The organism is Bradyrhizobium sp. CCBAU 45394 (genome assembly GCF_028128655.1).
GTDB lineage: Bacteria > Pseudomonadota > Alphaproteobacteria > Rhizobiales > Xanthobacteraceae > Bradyrhizobium > Bradyrhizobium diazoefficiens.
Window position 1 is genome coordinate 50,998 of sequence record NZ_LBIX01000001.1, and the last position, 15,530, is coordinate 66,527.

13 protein-coding genes are annotated in these 15,530 nt (G+C 67.5%); 4 read left to right on the forward strand and 9 right to left on the reverse strand.

Annotation, left to right across the window (positions count from 1 at the left end; translation table 11 throughout):
- Positions 1 to 50: 50 nt before the first annotated feature.
- The 3 genes from WN73_RS00220 to WN73_RS00230 all read right to left on the reverse strand — a co-directional run bounded on the left by WN73_RS00220 (position 51) and on the right by WN73_RS00230 (position 4,522).
- Entirely contained in the window at positions 51 to 2,375 is a 2,325-nt protein-coding gene (locus WN73_RS00220) for a xanthine dehydrogenase family protein molybdopterin-binding subunit (protein WP_271550852.1), read from the reverse strand.
- A gap of 249 nt (positions 2,376 to 2,624) precedes the next feature.
- Positions 2,625 to 3,500 carry a dihydrodipicolinate synthase family protein gene (locus WN73_RS00225; RefSeq protein ID WP_271550854.1) on the reverse strand — a complete coding sequence of 292 codons (876 nt, stop codon included), beginning with the start codon at positions 3,498 to 3,500 and terminating at the stop codon, positions 2,625 to 2,627.
- 56 nt (positions 3,501 to 3,556) lie between these two features.
- Positions 3,557 to 4,522 carry a VOC family protein gene (locus tag WN73_RS00230; RefSeq protein ID WP_271550857.1) on the reverse strand — a complete coding sequence of 322 codons (966 nt, stop codon included), beginning with the start codon at positions 4,520 to 4,522 and terminating at the stop codon, positions 3,557 to 3,559.
- Between the two features lie 183 nt (positions 4,523 to 4,705).
- Between WN73_RS00230 and WN73_RS00235 the strand changes: the two genes are divergently transcribed.
- Both WN73_RS00235 and WN73_RS00240 read left to right on the forward strand, forming a co-directional pair.
- The gene (locus WN73_RS00235; RefSeq protein WP_271550859.1) at positions 4,706 to 5,572 is read left to right on the forward strand and encodes a S1C family serine protease; all 867 of its coding nucleotides are present in this window, start codon (positions 4,706 to 4,708) and stop codon (positions 5,570 to 5,572) included.
- Complete coding sequence (locus WN73_RS00240; RefSeq protein WP_060910633.1) at positions 5,569 to 5,940, forward strand: response regulator transcription factor; 372 nt, start codon at positions 5,569 to 5,571, stop codon at positions 5,938 to 5,940. The genes WN73_RS00235 and WN73_RS00240 overlap by 4 nt, the downstream gene beginning before the upstream one ends.
- A 10-nt stretch (positions 5,941 to 5,950) precedes the next feature.
- On the opposite strand, the gene WN73_RS00245 is transcribed toward WN73_RS00240, so the two are convergent.
- From WN73_RS00245 to WN73_RS00265, 5 genes are all read right to left on the reverse strand, one after another.
- The gene (locus WN73_RS00245; protein WP_271550861.1) at positions 5,951 to 7,192 is read right to left on the reverse strand and encodes an amidohydrolase family protein; all 1,242 of its coding nucleotides are present in this window, start codon (positions 7,190 to 7,192) and stop codon (positions 5,951 to 5,953) included.
- 29 nt (positions 7,193 to 7,221) lie between these two features.
- Positions 7,222 to 8,313 (reverse strand): sensor histidine kinase, encoded by a 1,092-nt coding sequence (locus WN73_RS00250; RefSeq protein ID WP_060910631.1) that lies wholly within the window; start codon positions 8,311 to 8,313, stop codon positions 7,222 to 7,224.
- Positions 8,300 to 8,992 carry a response regulator transcription factor gene (locus tag WN73_RS00255; RefSeq protein ID WP_011090013.1) on the reverse strand — a complete coding sequence of 231 codons (693 nt, stop codon included), beginning with the start codon at positions 8,990 to 8,992 and terminating at the stop codon, positions 8,300 to 8,302. Before WN73_RS00255 ends, WN73_RS00250 begins: the two co-directional genes overlap by 14 nt.
- Positions 8,993 to 9,092: 100 nt before the next feature.
- Positions 9,093 to 9,638 (reverse strand): hypothetical protein, encoded by a 546-nt coding sequence (locus WN73_RS00260; protein WP_161536275.1) that lies wholly within the window; start codon positions 9,636 to 9,638, stop codon positions 9,093 to 9,095.
- Between the two features lie 166 nt (positions 9,639 to 9,804).
- Positions 9,805 to 12,141, reverse strand: a complete 2,337-nt coding sequence (locus WN73_RS00265) for a Tex family protein (RefSeq protein WP_271550868.1) — start codon at positions 12,139 to 12,141, stop codon at positions 9,805 to 9,807.
- A gap of 297 nt (positions 12,142 to 12,438) precedes the next feature.
- Here WN73_RS00265 and WN73_RS00270 point away from each other — a divergent pair, with 297 nt between their 5' ends.
- Both WN73_RS00270 and WN73_RS00275 read left to right on the forward strand, forming a co-directional pair.
- Entirely contained in the window at positions 12,439 to 13,551 is a 1,113-nt protein-coding gene (locus WN73_RS00270; protein WP_060910629.1) for a ring-opening amidohydrolase, read from the forward strand.
- Positions 13,552 to 13,678: 127 nt separating this feature from the next.
- Complete coding sequence (locus WN73_RS00275) at positions 13,679 to 15,148, forward strand: amidase (protein WP_271550874.1); 1,470 nt, start codon at positions 13,679 to 13,681, stop codon at positions 15,146 to 15,148.
- 39 nt (positions 15,149 to 15,187) lie between these two features.
- Here the strand turns inward: WN73_RS00275 and WN73_RS00280 are convergent, their stop codons facing one another.
- Positions 15,188 to 15,505 carry a hypothetical protein gene (locus WN73_RS00280; RefSeq protein WP_028172914.1) on the reverse strand — a complete coding sequence of 106 codons (318 nt, stop codon included), beginning with the start codon at positions 15,503 to 15,505 and terminating at the stop codon, positions 15,188 to 15,190.
- Between the last annotated feature and the right edge of the window lie 25 nt (positions 15,506 to 15,530).

The following is a 15,530-nucleotide window of genomic DNA, read 5'->3' on the forward strand; positions in this document are numbered from 1 at the left end:
GGTCCCGGCCTTCGCCGGGACGACAGCTAAGATTGCCGCAACAGCGCGGGCTATGCCCCCACCTTCGCGTCCCTGATCGCCTGCCAGATCTTCTGCGGCGTCAGGGGCGTGTTGAGCTGGGTGATGCCGAGCTCGGCGAGCGCATCCATCACGCCGTTGGTGACGCAGGGCGGGCCGCCGATGGCGCCGGATTCGCCGCAGCCTTTGGCGCCGAGCGGGTTGGTGCGGCAGGGCGCGGAATCGTCCAGCGTCACCTCGATCGGCGGCACGTCGCCGGCGCGCGGGATGCAGTAGTCCTGATAGCTCGCGGTCAGGAGCTGGCCGTCGGCATCGTAGGAGACGCCCTCATAGAGCGCCTGGCCGATGCCTTGCGCGACGCCGCCATGGATCTGGCCCGTCACCAGCATAGGGTTCACGGCAACGCCGACGTCGTCAACGGTGGTGTAGCGCACGACGCGGGAGACGCCGGTTTCGGGGTCGATCTCGACCTCGCAGATATGCGTGCCGTTCGGCCAGCTCGGACCGTCAACCTCGCCTTCCGAATCGACGCTGAGTTTTGCGCCGCTCTCCTTCTCGGCAAGGTCGAACAGGCTGATGCGGCGGTCGGTGCCGACCACGGTGAGCATGCCGCCCTGATATTCGATGTCCTCGATCGACGTCTCGAGCACGTTGGCCGCCTTCTCGCGCGCCTTCTGGATCAGGTCGTTGGAGGACACCGCGACCGCCGTGCCGCCGACGAACAGCGAGCGCGAGCCGACGCTGCCAAAGCCCATCGCCAGATCGGTGTCGCCCTGGACGACATCGATCTTGTCCATGGCAATGCCGAGCGTGTCGGCGATCATCTGGGTGTAGGTGGTCTGCAGCCCCTGCCCCATCGCCATGGTGCCGGAGTGCAGGACGACGCGGCCCTGCGAGGTCGCGTGCAGGCTGACCTTCTCGGTATGGGCGCGGCCGCCGGTCCATTCGATGTACGACGTGAGCCCGCGGCCGTAGAGCAGGCCCTTCTTCTTCGCGGCCTTCTTGCGCGCGGCGAAGCCGTCCCAATCGGCAAGCTTCACCGCGCGGTCCAGCATATGCGCGAAGGCACCGGAATCGTAAACCTGGCCCGCAGCATTGGTGTAGGGCAGCTGCGCCGGCTTGATGTAGTTGGCTTTCCGGATCGCGCGCGGATCCATGCCGATTTTTCGCGCGGCGGCGTCGAACAGGCGCTCGACGATGAAGACGGCCTCGGGCCGGCCCGCACCGCGATAGGCACCGACCGGCGCGGTGTGGGTCATCACCGACTTCACCTCGAAATGCACCAGCGGCAGATCGTAGACGCCGGTCTGCACGAACGGCCCGAGCACCAGCGGAATGATGTTGGCGGCCCCCGAAGAATAGGCGCCGGTGCAGCCGATCGACTTGACCCGATAGGCCAGCACCTTGCCCTTCTCGTCCAGCGCGAAGGACGCGGTCGAGGTGAGGTCGCGGCCGTGGGTGCCGCCGACGAACTCGTCGGTGCGGTCGCCGCGCCAGCGGATCTTCCTGTTCAGCTTGGTCGCGGCGTAGGCGACGATGCCGTCCTCGGGATAGAGGTTGGTCTTCTGGCCAAAGCCGCCGCCGATGTCGCCGACCAGCACGCGGACGCTGTCCTTGGGGCGCTTGAGCACGGCTTCCGCCAGCACGTCGCGGGTCGAGGCCGGCGTCTGCGACTGCACGTGCAGGAGGAGACGTTCGGTCTTCTTGTCGATCTCGGCGATGGTCGAGCGCGGCTCCATCGCGGAGGGCACGAGGCGCTGGCTGATGATGTCGAGCTCGACCGTGTGCGCGGCCTTGGCAAAGGCCTCGTCCACCTTGGCGGCATCGCCGTAAGCCATCGCGCCGACGATGTTGTCGGGCGCCTCCGGCCACACCACAGGCGCGCCGGGCTTCACCGCCTCGACCGGGTCGACCACCGCGGGCTGCACGTCGTATTCGATCACGATCGCCTCGGCCGCGCTCTGCGCTTCCGCGCGGGAGGCGGCGACCACGGCCGCCACCGCTTCGCCGGTGTAGCGTACGATCTCATGGGCGAGCAGCCGGCGCGGCGGCACCGTCATCGGCTTGCCGTCGGGGCGCTTGAAGATGCTCAGCGTCGGGATGCTGCCGATATCGTCCTTGACGAGATCCGCACCGGTGTAGACCGCCGTGACGCCGGGCATCCCGGCCGCGGCGCTGGTGTCGATCGAGACGATCTTCGCGTGCGCATGCGGCGAGCGCAGCACGTGCAACCACAGCGCGCCGTCCTGCGGCTTGTCGTCGATGAATTGCCCCTTCCCGGTCAGCAGCCGCTGGTCTTCCAAACGCTTGACGGGCTGGCCCGCTCCGAAACGCAAATTGCCGGGAAGAATGTTCATTCCGTGGGGTCCTCGAGGTCTTTTCGAAACTGCGGGCAGCCTTTTAGCGGATCGACCGGGGGCATACCAGCCGCGGTTTTGGGCGGGATATCCACGATTTCGGCATGCGGTCCCGCAAATCTGCGATTCCGTAGGGTGGGCAAAGGCGCACTTGCGCCGTGCCCACGGTCGCTCAACGAACGCGATCAAGATGGTGGGCACGCTTCGCTTTGCCCACCCTACGCACTGCGCATCGCCCCGGAATGACGGCTACGCCAGCTCCCGGAGCGCTGTCTCCACCACCTTGCGCGCATCGGCCGTCAGCGCGGCCTGCGGCGGGATGGGATCGCCGACGTCGTAGCCCTGGATCGAAAGGCCGGCCTTGATGCAGGCGGCGAGGTTGAAGCGGGCGAAGGCTTCGTTGATCCGCCACAGCCTGCGCTGGAGCGCCATGGCCTCGTCCCAGCGGCCCGCCCGGCAGAGGTCGTAGAGCGCGACGCTCTGGCGCGGGATGATGCAGGCAGGTCCCGCCATCCAGCCGAGCCCGCCGATCAGCATCACCGCGGCCGGAATGTGGGCGGAGGCCGAGAACACCCGCAAGGAATCGCCGCAGCGGTTCATGATCGAGAGCAGTCGGCCGGTGTTGGTCGAGGCGTCCTTGATGTAGCCGATGCGCGGATGCTCGGCGAGGCGCGCGATGATTTCGAGGGTGAGGTCGGAGCGCTGGAATTGCGGATTGGTGTAGATGACGACGGGAATGTCCACGGCGTCCGCGATGGCGCGGAAATAGGATTCGACCTGGGTATCGGCGAGCGGGAAATACGCCTCCAGGATCGCCAAAATGCCGTCGGCACCGAGCTTCTGATAGGCCCGCGCCTGCGCCACCGCATCCGCGGTCGAGGTGGAGGCGACGCCGGCCACCACGGGCACGCGGCCCTTCGCGGCTTCGATCGTGGTCTGCACGACCGCCGTGCGCTGGGCGGCATTGAGATAGGCGAACTCGCCGGTCGAGCCGAGCGGCGTCAGACCATGCACGCCGGCACCGATCAGGTCGTCGCAGAGCTTTGCGAGCACGCTCGTCCGCACCGTGCCGTCGGCATCGACGGGGGAGACGAGGTAGGGGAAGACGCCGTGGAATTCGGACATGTCGGGGGCTCCGGAAGCTGGCACCCGACGGGTATTACCAATGCCCGCCCCGGCGATCAAACCTTGAGCAAGCGCACCCGCGTGCCCCAGGGATCGACCGCCTCCAAACCGTCGGCAAGCGCTGTGACCTTCACACCGCTCTTGCGCAGGCGCTCTTCTTGAGCGGCGAGCAGCTCCTGCTTCGCCATCACCAGCGAGAACCAGGCGAGACCGGTTGTGGAATCGTCGCGCTGGCCGGCGCCCTGGCTCTGCCAGACGTTCATGCCGAGGTGATGGTGATAGCGGCCCGACGACAGGAACGCCGCGCCGTTGCGCTTGCGGGTCGGGTCGAGGCCGACGGTGCCGTGGTAGAAGTTCTCGGCCTGCGCGAGATCGCCGACGCGCAGATGCATGTGGCCGACGCGCATTCCGTCCGGCGCCTTGGCATAGTCGGGAACGCGCGTATTGGTCAGCGACAGCAGGTCGGGGATGTTGAGCTCGTCGGTCGCCATCTTCACGCTGCCCTCGCTCCACTGCCATTGCGAGGGCTCGCGGTCGGCATAGACCTCGATGCCGTTACCTTCGGGGTCGTCGAGATAGACGGATTCGCTGACGAGATGGTCGGCAAAGCCCGACAGCGGCACGCGATGCGAGGCGGCGTGCACCAGCCAGCGCGCGAGATCCTTGCGGGTCGGCATCAGGAAGGCGGTGTGGTAGAGGCCTGCGGCATTGCGCGGCTCGATCGCCGCATCGGGACGCGCCTCGAGCACGAGCAGCGTGATGCCGGCCGTACCGAGCTTCGCAGCGCTGGCGGAGCGCTCCATGACGGTCAGCCCGATCACATCGCGGTAGTAGTCGGCAACCGTGTCGAGATTCTTGACCCGGAGCGTCACCATGCCGACCCGCATCGGCGTGCGGCTGGCATAGGTCGGCCCGCCGCCTTGCGCAGTCCCCTCGGCGCGTGCGGCAGCCGCGGCCGCCATCGCGAGCGAGGTGGCGCCGGCAAGTTGGAGCAGGGTGCGGCGGGTGAGATCGATGGTCATCGGTCGGGGCTCGCTGGAAACGTCTAAGGCCGTACGGCGCAATGTCGACCGATTGCTACACGTTCCCGTGAACGGCTCCCAATCACATGTTCGTCGGCCGGCGCCGGCACTTTCCTGGCCACCCGGCCAGTTTCGCTACCGCGCGCGACATCCCAGATTGGGGACAACTTACAGGAGACCGCCATGACCGCCCCAACTCCACTGTCCTCACTATCGTCCGCGCTCGCGGATGTCGTGGCGCGCACCGCGCCCTCCATCGTCTCCGTGCACTCGCATCGCTCCCGCGCAACCGGCTTCGTCTGGAAGCCCGGCCTGATCGTCACCGCCGACGAGGCGTTGGCCGACGAGGGCGAGGTCGAGATCGGCCTCCCCGACGGCAGCCGGGTCGCCGCCACGATTGCCGGCCGCGACCACACCACCGACATCGCGCTGCTGCGCACCGAGGCCGGCGTCGCGCCGGTCAAGCTCGCCGCGACGGTCCCGCCCCTCGGCGCGTTGTCGGTTGTCGTGGCCACCAACCGTGATACGCCGAGCGCCGCGCTCGGGATGGTATCGGCGTCCGGCAAGAGCTGGCGCTCCTTGCGCGGCGGCGACATCGATGCCCGGATCGAGCTCGACGTTCGCCTGCGTCCGGGCCAGGAAGGCGGCCTTGCGCTCGATGCGACCGGTGAAGCCTTCGGCATGGCCGTGCTCGGACCAAGGCGCGTGCTGGTGATCCCGACGGCGACGATCGAGCGCATCGCGCCGCAACTCGAAGCCCGCGGCCGCATCGCGCGCGGATATCTCGGGCTAGGACTCCAGCCCGTGCGGCTCGACGACGGCATCGGCGCCATGGTGATGAATGTCGACAAGGCCGGACCTTCGGCGGCGGCCGGCATCCGCCAGGGCGATGTGATCGTCGCGGTCAACGACCAGAAACTCTCCGGCGTGCGCGCGCTGTCGAGAACGCTGGGACCTGCGAGCGTCGGCGCTGTGGTCGATGTCGCGGTGCGCCGCGGCGGCGAGCCGATCAGCTTCAAGGTCACGGTCGGCGAGAGGCCGGAGGCGTGAGCGAGGAGAAGCTACCGGAGATCGTGCTGTCCCTGGAGATCGACGATCCCGCCCTCGCCGATCGCCTGGCGGCGCTGCTCGGCAATGTCGCCGGGCTGCGCCTTGCCGCGCCCGGCGAGCAGGCCGCCGCGACGATCGTCGCCCGCGATCCGCGCAGCATGCCCGAGGACATCGCACTGACGCAGCGCGAGCTCGACGTGCTGGCGCTGATGGCCGAGGGCGCCTCCAACAAGATGATCGCGCGTCAGCTCGGCATCTCCGTGCACACCGTGAAATTCCATGTCGGCTCGCTGCTCGACAAGCTGGATGCCACCGGCCGCACCGATGCGGTGGCGCATGCCGCGCGCCGCGGCGTGATCGAGCTCTGAGCGGCGCGGTTCAATCGCCGATCGCGGTCTGCGCCAGCTCGCGCATGCGGTCGGTATCGACGACGCGGCCATGGCTGATCACGATGCTGGGCGGGCTGTGGAAGCGCAGCGCCTCGGTGACGTCGGCCTGTTCGAGCACGACCAGGTTGGCTGCGCAGCCGAGCCCGAGGCCATAGCGCTCGAGGTTGATCGCCGTCGCGGCGCGCGTGGTGATCATGTCGTAGAGCGTCTCGAACTCGCTCTTCTTCGTCATCCACAACAGATGCGAGGCGAGGAACGCCACCTCCAGCATGTTGTTGCGGCCGAACGGATAATAGGCGTCGGAAATGTCGTCCTGGCCGAGGCAGACATTGATGCCGGCACCGAGCAATTCCTTCACCCGCGCGTGCAGCGGGCCGTTGTGCGGATTGCTGACGACGCTGACACGGGCCTTTCCGAGCAGCACCTTCAGCTCGCGGAGATAGTTCTCGGGATAGAGCGCCATCGCCCGGCAATGATGGGCGAGCGCCCGGCCCTCGACGCCGCGCGCGATCACCGCGCGCGCCATCATGTCGAGCGTGCGCATGTTGGCGTCGCCGACGTCGTCTAGCAGCATCGAGGTTTCGGCGCCGTGCTCGGCCGCGAGGTCGAAGCAGAACGCGACATGGCGGCGCATGTCCTCTTCGTCGGCTTCGATCCAGGGAATCCCGCCGACGACGTCGGCCCCGAGCGCCATCGCCTTGCGCATCAGGCCCTCTGCGCCGGGCTCGCGAAACAGGCCGTCCTGCGGGAATGCCACGACCTGGATGTCGACGATGCCGCGAAACTCCTCGCGGATCGCGAGCAGCGCCTTGACGCCCTCCAGCCGGGCCTTGGCGTCGACGTCGGCGAAGGCGCGGATGTGGAGGTTGCCGTGGAGCGCGGCGAGCGCCACCGCGCGCCGTGCGTTCGGGACGATCCAGGACGCGTCGTAATTGCTCTTCACCGCTGCGGCGAGATCGACCGCCTTCGCCGCCTCGCTCATGCCGCCGCCCTGATAGGCCTCTAGCGCCGCCTCCGAGATCATCGGCAGGGTCCAGACCTTGCAGAGGTGCAGGTGCGGATTGACAAAGGCCGGCGTCACCAGGCCGCCCTTGGCATCGACGAAGGCCTGTGCGCCGGGATCGAGCCGGTTGCCGATCGCGGTGATCACGCCATCGGTGATCCCTATGTCGACGATCTCGCGGCTGCGCGTGCGAGCATTGGTGATGACGAGGTCTGGCAGGCGGGGCATTGCAGGACTTCCACTCGGTACGCGTGCAATCATGCAAGTTGGGTGCCGGGCTGCGCAGGCAGCGGAAACCGGAGCTGGACCGTCAGGCCCGGCGCATTGTCATGCAGCGCAATCTCGGCGCCATGAAGGCGCGCGACCGCGGCGACGAGGCTGAGACCGAGGCCGTTGCCCGGCGTGTAGCGGCTTTGTTCGAGACGGTAGAACCGCTTGAAGACGTGATCGCGCGCCTCAGCGGGAATGCCCGGACCGTCGTCGGCGATCGTAATCATGGCGCCGCCATCGGCGCTGCGGCAGGTCACCGTCACCTGCCCGCCTTTGCGGCCGTGCTTGATCGCGTTGTCGACGAGATTGGCGACGGCGTCGAACAGCAGGTCGCGGTCGCCCGTGATCGCGACCTCGCGGTCGCCGCCGAGGCTGAGACGCGTCGCAACCTGCTCGGCGGCGGCGTCGTAGAGCTCGACGACCTCGCCGGCGATCTCGGCGAGATCAAGCGCGCGAAAGGCGCTCCTGCGGGCGCGGGTCTCGATCTCCGAGATCCGGGTGATGGAGGCGAACATGCCGAGCACGGCATCGAGATCGGCGATGGTGTCTCCGATCAGCGCGGCATCCGCCTCGCTGTTGCGCGGGGTGTGATAGGCCTTCTCGAGCCGGCCGCGCATGCGCGTCAGCGGCGTGCGCAGGTCGTGGGCGACGTTGTCGCTGACCTGCTTGACCTCGCCCATCAGCGTCTCGATGCGGTCGAGCATCTGGTTGAGGTTTTCGGCGACGCGGTCCCACTCGTCGTGGCTGCCGCGCAGGGGAATGCGGCGGTCGAGACCGGACAGCATGATGGCACGGCTGGTGGCGTTGATCTCCTCGATCCGCCCCACCGTGCGCCGGGTCACCAGCACGGCTGCGAGCCCGGCGAGCACCAGGAGCAGCACCGCGACCGCGACCATGGCGAGTTCGATCGTGCCGGTGAAGCCGTCGCGATCGCCGGCGGAGCCGAGCCGGCTCTCCACATAGGCGAGCGTACCGAAATAGACGTAGGCCATGATCGCCGCGACGATCAGCCCGAATGCCGCGATCGCGATCAGCGCCAGACGGAAGGTCGAGGAGCGGAGCGTCTTAGCCAGGAGCACGGAGACAATATCCGATGCCGCGGATGGTGTGGATTAGCGGATAGGCCTGGGCGTCGTCGACCTTGCGGCGGACGCGCCCGACATAGACGTCGATGATGTTGGTCGAGGGATCGAAATGCAGGTCCCAGACATGCTGGAGCAGCATCGCACGCGAGACGACGCGGCCCTCGTTGCGGACGAGATATTCGAGCAGCTGAAACTCGCGCGGCAGCAGCGGAATCTTGCGGCCGCGGCGGCTGGCGTTGCGCGCGATCAGGTCGATGGCGAGGTCGCCGACGCGCAACAGCGTCTCCTTGGCGATGGTCTCGCTGCGGCGGCCGAGGGCCTCGAGCCGCGCAAGCAGCTCGACGAAGGAGAACGGCTTGACGAGATAGTCGTCCCCGCCGGCGCGCAGGCCGCGCACGCGGTCGTCGACCTCGCCGAGCGCGGAGATGATCAGGAAGGGCGCCGCGATGCCGTCGTCGCGCAATTGGCGCATCACGGTGATGCCGTCGATGTCGGGCAGCATGCGGTCGATGGTGATCACGGCATAGTCGCGGGCGGCGCCGTGGCTCAGGGCTTCGCGCCCCGTGGCGGCGAGATCGACCTCATAGCCAGAGGTCGTCAACTCTTCGACGAGCTGGCCTGCGGTTTCCGGATCGTCCTCGACGACCAGGATGCGGCGGTGACCTCCGGTCATGCAAAACTCCGCGCGACGATCGCCACCAGACTATCCCGTTCCGGGGCTGAGCGGAACCGCCCGATGGCGATCGCGACAATGGTGCGGTACGGCGATGCGACTACCAATAGTCTCCGCACACATTGACCCATTGCCACCCATAGGGCGTCCAGCTCCTGCGCCAGCAACCGTCGTCGTAGTAATTGGCGTAGTAGAAGGGCGCGCCAACGAAGGCGAACCGGTGGAAGCGATGATGGCGGAAGAAGAAAGCATGGCGGCCGATGAAGGGCCTGCCGTGCCAGCCCGTGCCGGCGAAACGCGGCCCGAAGGCGGCGCGGGTCGCGAGCGGCGCACCGGCAAAGCGCGGCCCGATCGCAGCGTGGGCGGTCATCGGCGAGCCGGCGAAGTGGGCGCCACCGAAACGAGCACCGCCCATGCCGCCGACATGCATCCCGCCGAAGCCACCGGCGTGCATGCCGCCGCCGAAATGTCCACCGCCGCCAAAGCCACCATGTCCTCCGCCGCCGAAGCCGCCGTGTCCTCCGCCGCCGAAACCACCACCGTGGCCGCCGCCCCCACCTCCACCTCGGGCGAGAACGGGCGAAGCGACCGCCAGCGTTGCAGCCATGGCCGCCGCGACGATGCCGGTGAGAAGCCTGCTGTTCATCTGAATATCCTCCTTGTCGCGGCGACGGTCGCGCCGCTCCGGGGGAACAGATGAGGAAAATGCGCCCTCACCTTCAACTTACAAATGCGCCAGATTCTGACGCCGGTGTTAGGGAGGCCCAACTCTCTCGCTCCCTCGCCCCGTTCTTACGGGGAGAGGTTGGAGATCACACGCGCTTGCCGCCGCTCTTCTCGGCGGCGCGGCGCAGGGCTTCGGCGAGGGCGCCGCCGCCGGAGGATTCCTGCTTGCGCGGCGCCGACGAGGTCATGCGGGCCGCATTGCGCGAGCCATTGTCGCGCTGCATGCCGGGGGCGTCCTTCTTGGCGCCGACCTCGTCGTCGAGCCGCAGCGTCAGCGAGATGCGCTTGCGGGCGACCTCGAAGTCCAGCACCTTCACCTTGACGATGTCGCCGGGCTTCACCACCTCGCGCGGGTCCTTGATGAAGGTCTTCGACATCGCCGAGATGTGCACGAGGCCGTCCTGGTGGACGCCGATGTCGACGAAAGCGCCGAAGGCGGCGACGTTGGTCACGGTACCCTCGAGGATCATGCCCTTCTGGAGGTGCTTGATCTCCTCGACACCCTCCTTGAACACGGCGGCCTTGAACGCCGGACGGGGGTCGCGGCCGGGCTTTTCGAGCTCGCGCAGGATGTCGGTGACGGTCGGCAGACCGAAGGTCTCGTCGACGAAATCCTTCGGCTTCAGCGTGCGCACGATCTCGCTGCTGCCGATCAGCGCCTTGATGTCGCTCTTGGTGGCCGCGAGAATCCGGCGCACCACCGGATAGGCTTCCGGATGCACGCCGGACGCATCGAGCGGATCCTCACCGCCGAGAATGCGCAAAAAGCCCGCGCACTGCTCAAACGCCTTCGGCCCGAGGCGCGGCACGTCCTTGAGCGACTTGCGCGACCTGAACGGGCCGTTGGCGTCACGATGTGCCACGATGCTCTGCGCAAGGCCCGAGCCCACGCCCGACACGCGGGCGAGCAGCGGCGCCGAGGCGGTGTTGACGTCGACGCCGACGGCGTTCACGCAATCTTCGACCACGGCATCGAGCGACTTGGCGAGCTTGGCCTGGCCGAGGTCGTGCTGATACTGGCCGACGCCGATCGCCTTCGGCTCGATCTTGACGAGCTCGGCAAGCGGATCCTGGAGGCGCCGCGCGATCGAGACCGCGCCGCGCAGGGTGACGTCGAGACCGGGCAGTTCCTCCGAGGCGAAGGCCGAGGCCGAATAGACCGACGCGCCGGCTTCCGACACCACGATCTTGTTCATCTTCAGCTCGGCCAGGCCCTTGACGAGATCGCCTGCGAGCTTGTCGGTCTCGCGCGAGGCCGTGCCGTTGCCGATCGCGATCAGCTCGACACGGTGCTTCAGGGCAAGCTTGCCGAGGATTGCGAGCGACTCGTTCCACTGCCGCTGCGGCTCGTGCGGATAGATCACGGCGGTATCGACGACCTTGCCGGTCGCGTCGGTGACGGCGACCTTGACGCCGGTCCGGTAGCCGGGATCGAGCCCCATGGTGACGCGGGTGCCGGCGGGCGCGGCCAGCAGCAGGTCGCGCAAATTGGACGCGAACACGCGCACGGCCTCGGTCTCGGCCGCGTTCCACAGCCGCATGCGCAGGTCGATGTTGAGATGCACCTGGATCTTGGTGCGCCAGGCCCAGCGCACCGTGTCGATCAGCCAGCGGTCGCCAGCGCGCTTGAGGTCGGCGATGCCGAACCGCTTCATGATCTTCAATTCGTAGGCGCTGGGCACGCCCGGCGGCGGCGCCTCGGCTTCGGCCTGAATCTGCAGGTCGAGGATTTCTTCCTTCTCGCCGCGGAACATCGCCAGGATGCGGTGCGACGGCAGCCTGGTCAGCGGCTCGGAGAATTCAAAATAGTCGGCGAACTTTTCGCCCTCGGTCTTCTTGCCATCGCGCACCTTGGAGGCCATGCGCGCATTGGTCCACATCTCCTCGCGCAGCGCGCCGATCAAATCGGCGTCTTCGTCAAATCGCTCGACCAGGATGGCGCGGGCGCCGTCGAGTGCGGCGGCGGCGTCAGCCACGCCCTTCTCGGCGTTGACGAAGCTTTCCGCCACGACCTTGGGATCGTTGCCGGGCTCCGCCATCAGCTGATTGGCGAGCGGCTCGAGGCCGGCTTCCTTGGCGATCTCAGCCTTGGTGCGGCGCTTCGGCTTGAACGGCAGATAGATGTCTTCCAGGCGCGCCTTGCTGTCGGCGGCCATGATCGTGGCTTCGAGTGCGGCATCGAGCTTGCCCTGCTCGCGGATCGATTCGAGGATCGCCTTGCGGCGGTCTTCAAGTTCGCGCAGGTAGCCCAGGCGCTCCTCCAGGGTGCGCAATTGCGCGTCGTCGAGCGCACCGGTCGCTTCCTTGCGGTAGCGGGCGATGAAGGGAACCGTGGCGCCGCCGTCGAGCAGCGTCACCGCTGCCTCGACCTGCTCGGCCCGAACCCCAAGCTCCTGCGCAATTTTCTGGTTGATATTTGCCACGCGAGAATCCCTCTCTCCAAGCACGCGACGCAAACCGAAATCCGGTCGCGGGACGCCGCTTATGGACCAACCCAGGTTGATTCATCAAGGTGCCGCGCGCAACCGTCGACAGACGATTTTTTTGTTGAACCGATGCGATCTCGCCACAATCGTGGGGATGCGGCGGGCGCGGTTGGTATGAAGACTCTATCCTCTTGTCGTCCTGGCGAAAGCCAGGACGACGACGGGGATTGACAGCCGCCTCCGTTCCACGGCTGTTTGCACCGCCGGACCACCGAACTCCACACGAGGACTGCAATGCGGACGACATCGGTCGGCGTCTTCAAGATCGTCACCAAGGGCCCCGGTGACGTCTCCGGCCTCATGGCCATGATCGGCTCCGGCGCGATCGATCCCAAATCGATCCTCGCCATCCTCGGCAAGACCGAAGGCAATGGCGGCGTCAACGACTTTACCCGGGAATATGCCGTCGCCGCGCTGTGCACGGCGCTGGCGCCACAGCTCGGCTTGTCCCCCGAGGAGGTCGAGCAGCGCATCGCTTTCGTGATGTCCGGCGGCACCGAAGGCGTGCTCAGCCCGCATATCACGGTGTTCACGCGCCGCGAGGTCGAGCGGCGGCCGGCGGGCTTGTCAGGCAAGCGCCTGAGCATCGGCATGGCGCACACGCGGGACTTCCTGCCGGAGGAGCTCGGACGCGCCGCGCAGATCGCGGAGACGGCCGCGGCCGTGAAGGCCGCGATGGCGGACGCCGGGATCACCGACCCCGCCGACGTCCATTTCGTGCAGATCAAGTGCCCGCTGCTCACCAGCGATCGCGTCGCGGCCGCAAGCGCACGCGGCAACAAGACGGCGACGACCAGCGCCTACGGTTCGATGGCCTATTCGCGCGGCGCCTCCGCGCTCGGCGTTGCGGTCGCGCTCGGCGAGACCGGCTCGGACATCAGCGACGGGGACGTGCTGCGCCGCTACGATCTGTTCTCGAAGGTGGCATCCACCTCGGCCGGAATCGAGCTGATGCACAACGTCGTCATAGTGCTCGGAAATTCGGCGGCATCGGCCAGCGAATTCGAGATCGGCCACGCCGTGATGAACGATGCGATCGACGCCGCCGCTGTGACGTCGGCGCTGAAGAGTGTCGGGCTTGGCGTCGCGCCGCAAGCGGAAGCCGGGCGCGAGCTCGTCAACATCTTCGCCAAGGCGGAGGCCTCGCCCGATGGCAGCGTGCGCGGCTTTCGCCACACCATGCTGGAGGACACCGACATCAGCTCGACGCGCCACGCCCGCGCCGCGGTCGGCGGCCTGATCGCGGGCCTTGCCGGCACCGGCGCAGTCTACGTGTCCGGCGGCGCCGAGCATCAGGGCCCGGCGGGCGGCGGGCCGGTTGCGGTGATCGCGCGACTATCGGATTGAGACGGCCGGCCTCCCCGGTCCTGCGACCTCTCCGCCCCATGCAACCCTGCCCTTCGCGCCGGCTCAGTTGATTCACGCAGGGTCCATGCGAAAGGAAGGACCGCCGCATCTAGAGGATTTGAATTTCATGACTTTGCCGATGAGCTGGAACGAGTGGGCGCAGCATGATGGCGTGGGGCTGGCGGCGCGCGTCCGCAAGGGCGAGCTGACGCCGAAGGAATTGGCCCGCCAGGCCGCTGCTGCCGTCGCCAAGGTCAATCCGGCGCTGTCGGGCGTGGTCGAGCTGTTCGAGGACGTGATCGCCGATCCGGCCAAGGACGGCGCCAACCTCGCCGGCCCGTTCGCCGGCCTGCCCTTCCTGATGAAGGATCTCGGGCCGACCATGAAGGGTCGGCTCCAGGAGATGGGTTCGCTGCTGATGCGCGGCAATCGCGCCGCCGCCGATACGTTCCTGACCGGTAAATTCCGCCAGGCCGGACTGAACCTGATCGGGCGCACCACGACACCGGAATTCGGCGTCTGCAGCTCGGCCGACAATCCGGCCGTCTACGTCACGCGCAATCCCTGGAACACCGACTACACCACCTGCGGCTCGTCGGCAGGCAGCGCCGCGATGGTTGCCGCCGGCGTGGTGCCGATCGCGCATGCGACCGACGGCGGCGGCTCGATCCGCATTCCCGCCGGCGTCAACGGTAATATCGGGCTGAAGGTCTCGCGCGGCGTGTTCTCGCTGGCCCCGCACATGTCCGACCTCACCGGGCTCGTCTCGATCCAGGGCTGCCAGTCGCGCTCGGTGCGCGACACCGCCGCCTTCGTCGATCACGCGCGCGGGCCTGCGCCCGGCGAGTTCATGCCGTTCTGGACCACGGCGCAGCCCTATTCCGAGATGATCAAGCGCGATCCGGGCAAGCTCCGCATCGCGCTGTCGCACACGTGGGGCGATTACACCGCGACGCCGGAGATCGCCGCCGAGCTGGAGAAGACCGGCCGCTTCCTCGAAGGCCTCGGGCACCATGTCGACTACGCACTGCCCGAGCTCGACTTCCGTGCGGCGTTCGAGGCGCAGACGATGTGCTACATCTCGAATTTTGCGGTGGTGATCTCGAACATGCTGGCCGCGCGCGGGCTGGACAAGCCGCCGGAAGATCTCATCGAGCCGATGAACATCAGGATCTGGGAAGCCGGCCGGCACACCAGCTTCGCCGAGCGGGCGAAGATGCAAGGCGTGTTCAACACGACGTCACGCGGTTTCGGCGCGTTCTTCGAGCAGTGGGACGTGATCCTGACGCCGATCACGGCGCTGCCGACGCCGAAAGTCGGCACCAGGGAATATCTCACCATCTCCGACAATCCTGACGTGCTCGACTGGTTCGGCAATCTCTGGCGCTTTTTCGCCTTCACGCCGCTCGCCAATCTCTGCGGCATGCCGGCGATCTCGATGCCGATGGCAACCCAGGACCACGACCTGCCGCTCGGCATCCAGGCGATCGCCAAGCAGGCTAATGACGGCCTGCTCCTGCAATTCGCCGCCCAGATCGAGCGCGCGCTCGACGGCAAGTGGAACGGCGGCAGAAAGCCGAAGGTGCATGTGAGCTGAGGAGCTGCGGTCGCAATGACATGCGATCGCGCTGCCGCCTCAGTTCTTCATCGCCGGGATCTCCTCCGTCGGCTGCTGCTGCCCCTGCTTGTACATCGCGAGCGCCTTGTCGAGCGCTTCGCGCAAGGCCAGCGCGGCGGCCACGCTGCAACGCAGGTGCGCGGTCTGGACCACTTCGACCCTGACCGCGGCTCCGACCGGCATCAAGAGGTTCGCGGCGAGCTCGACCTGGATCGCGCCGTTGTGATGGCCGAAGCAGGACGCGCCGTCGAAATAGATGATCGGCGCCCGCTCGGAGCTCGAGCTCGAAATGGTGACGGGCCCCTGATTGGTGCCGGGTGTTTCGGGGTCGGCCATAAGCGCTCCTTGCGGCTAGTCGAAC

Bases quoted from the DNA above. Each gene is read 5' to 3' on its own strand.
- WN73_RS00225 (WP_271550854.1), bottom strand. From the start codon at position 3,500: ATGTCCGAATTCCACGGCGTCTTCCCCTACCTCGTCTCCCCCGTCGAT.
- WN73_RS00245 (WP_271550861.1), bottom strand. From the start codon at position 7,192: ATGCCCCGCCTGCCAGACCTCGTCATCACCAATGCTCGCACGCGCAGC.
- WN73_RS00230 (WP_271550857.1), bottom strand. From the start codon at position 4,522: ATGACCATCGATCTCACCCGCCGCACCCTGCTCCAACTTGCCGGCGCC.
- WN73_RS00275 (WP_271550874.1), top strand. From the start codon at position 13,679: ATGACTTTGCCGATGAGCTGGAACGAGTGGGCGCAGCATGATGGCGTG.
- WN73_RS00260 (WP_161536275.1), bottom strand. From the start codon at position 9,638: ATGAACAGCAGGCTTCTCACCGGCATCGTCGCGGCGGCCATGGCTGCA.
- WN73_RS00255 (WP_011090013.1), bottom strand. From the start codon at position 8,992: ATGACCGGAGGTCACCGCCGCATCCTGGTCGTCGAGGACGATCCGGAA.
- WN73_RS00270 (WP_060910629.1), top strand. From the start codon at position 12,439: ATGCGGACGACATCGGTCGGCGTCTTCAAGATCGTCACCAAGGGCCCC.
- WN73_RS00220 (WP_271550852.1), bottom strand. From the start codon at position 2,375: ATGAACATTCTTCCCGGCAATTTGCGTTTCGGAGCGGGCCAGCCCGTC.
- WN73_RS00280 (WP_028172914.1), bottom strand. From the start codon at position 15,505: ATGGCCGACCCCGAAACACCCGGCACCAATCAGGGGCCCGTCACCATT.
- WN73_RS00235 (WP_271550859.1), top strand. From the start codon at position 4,706: ATGACCGCCCCAACTCCACTGTCCTCACTATCGTCCGCGCTCGCGGAT.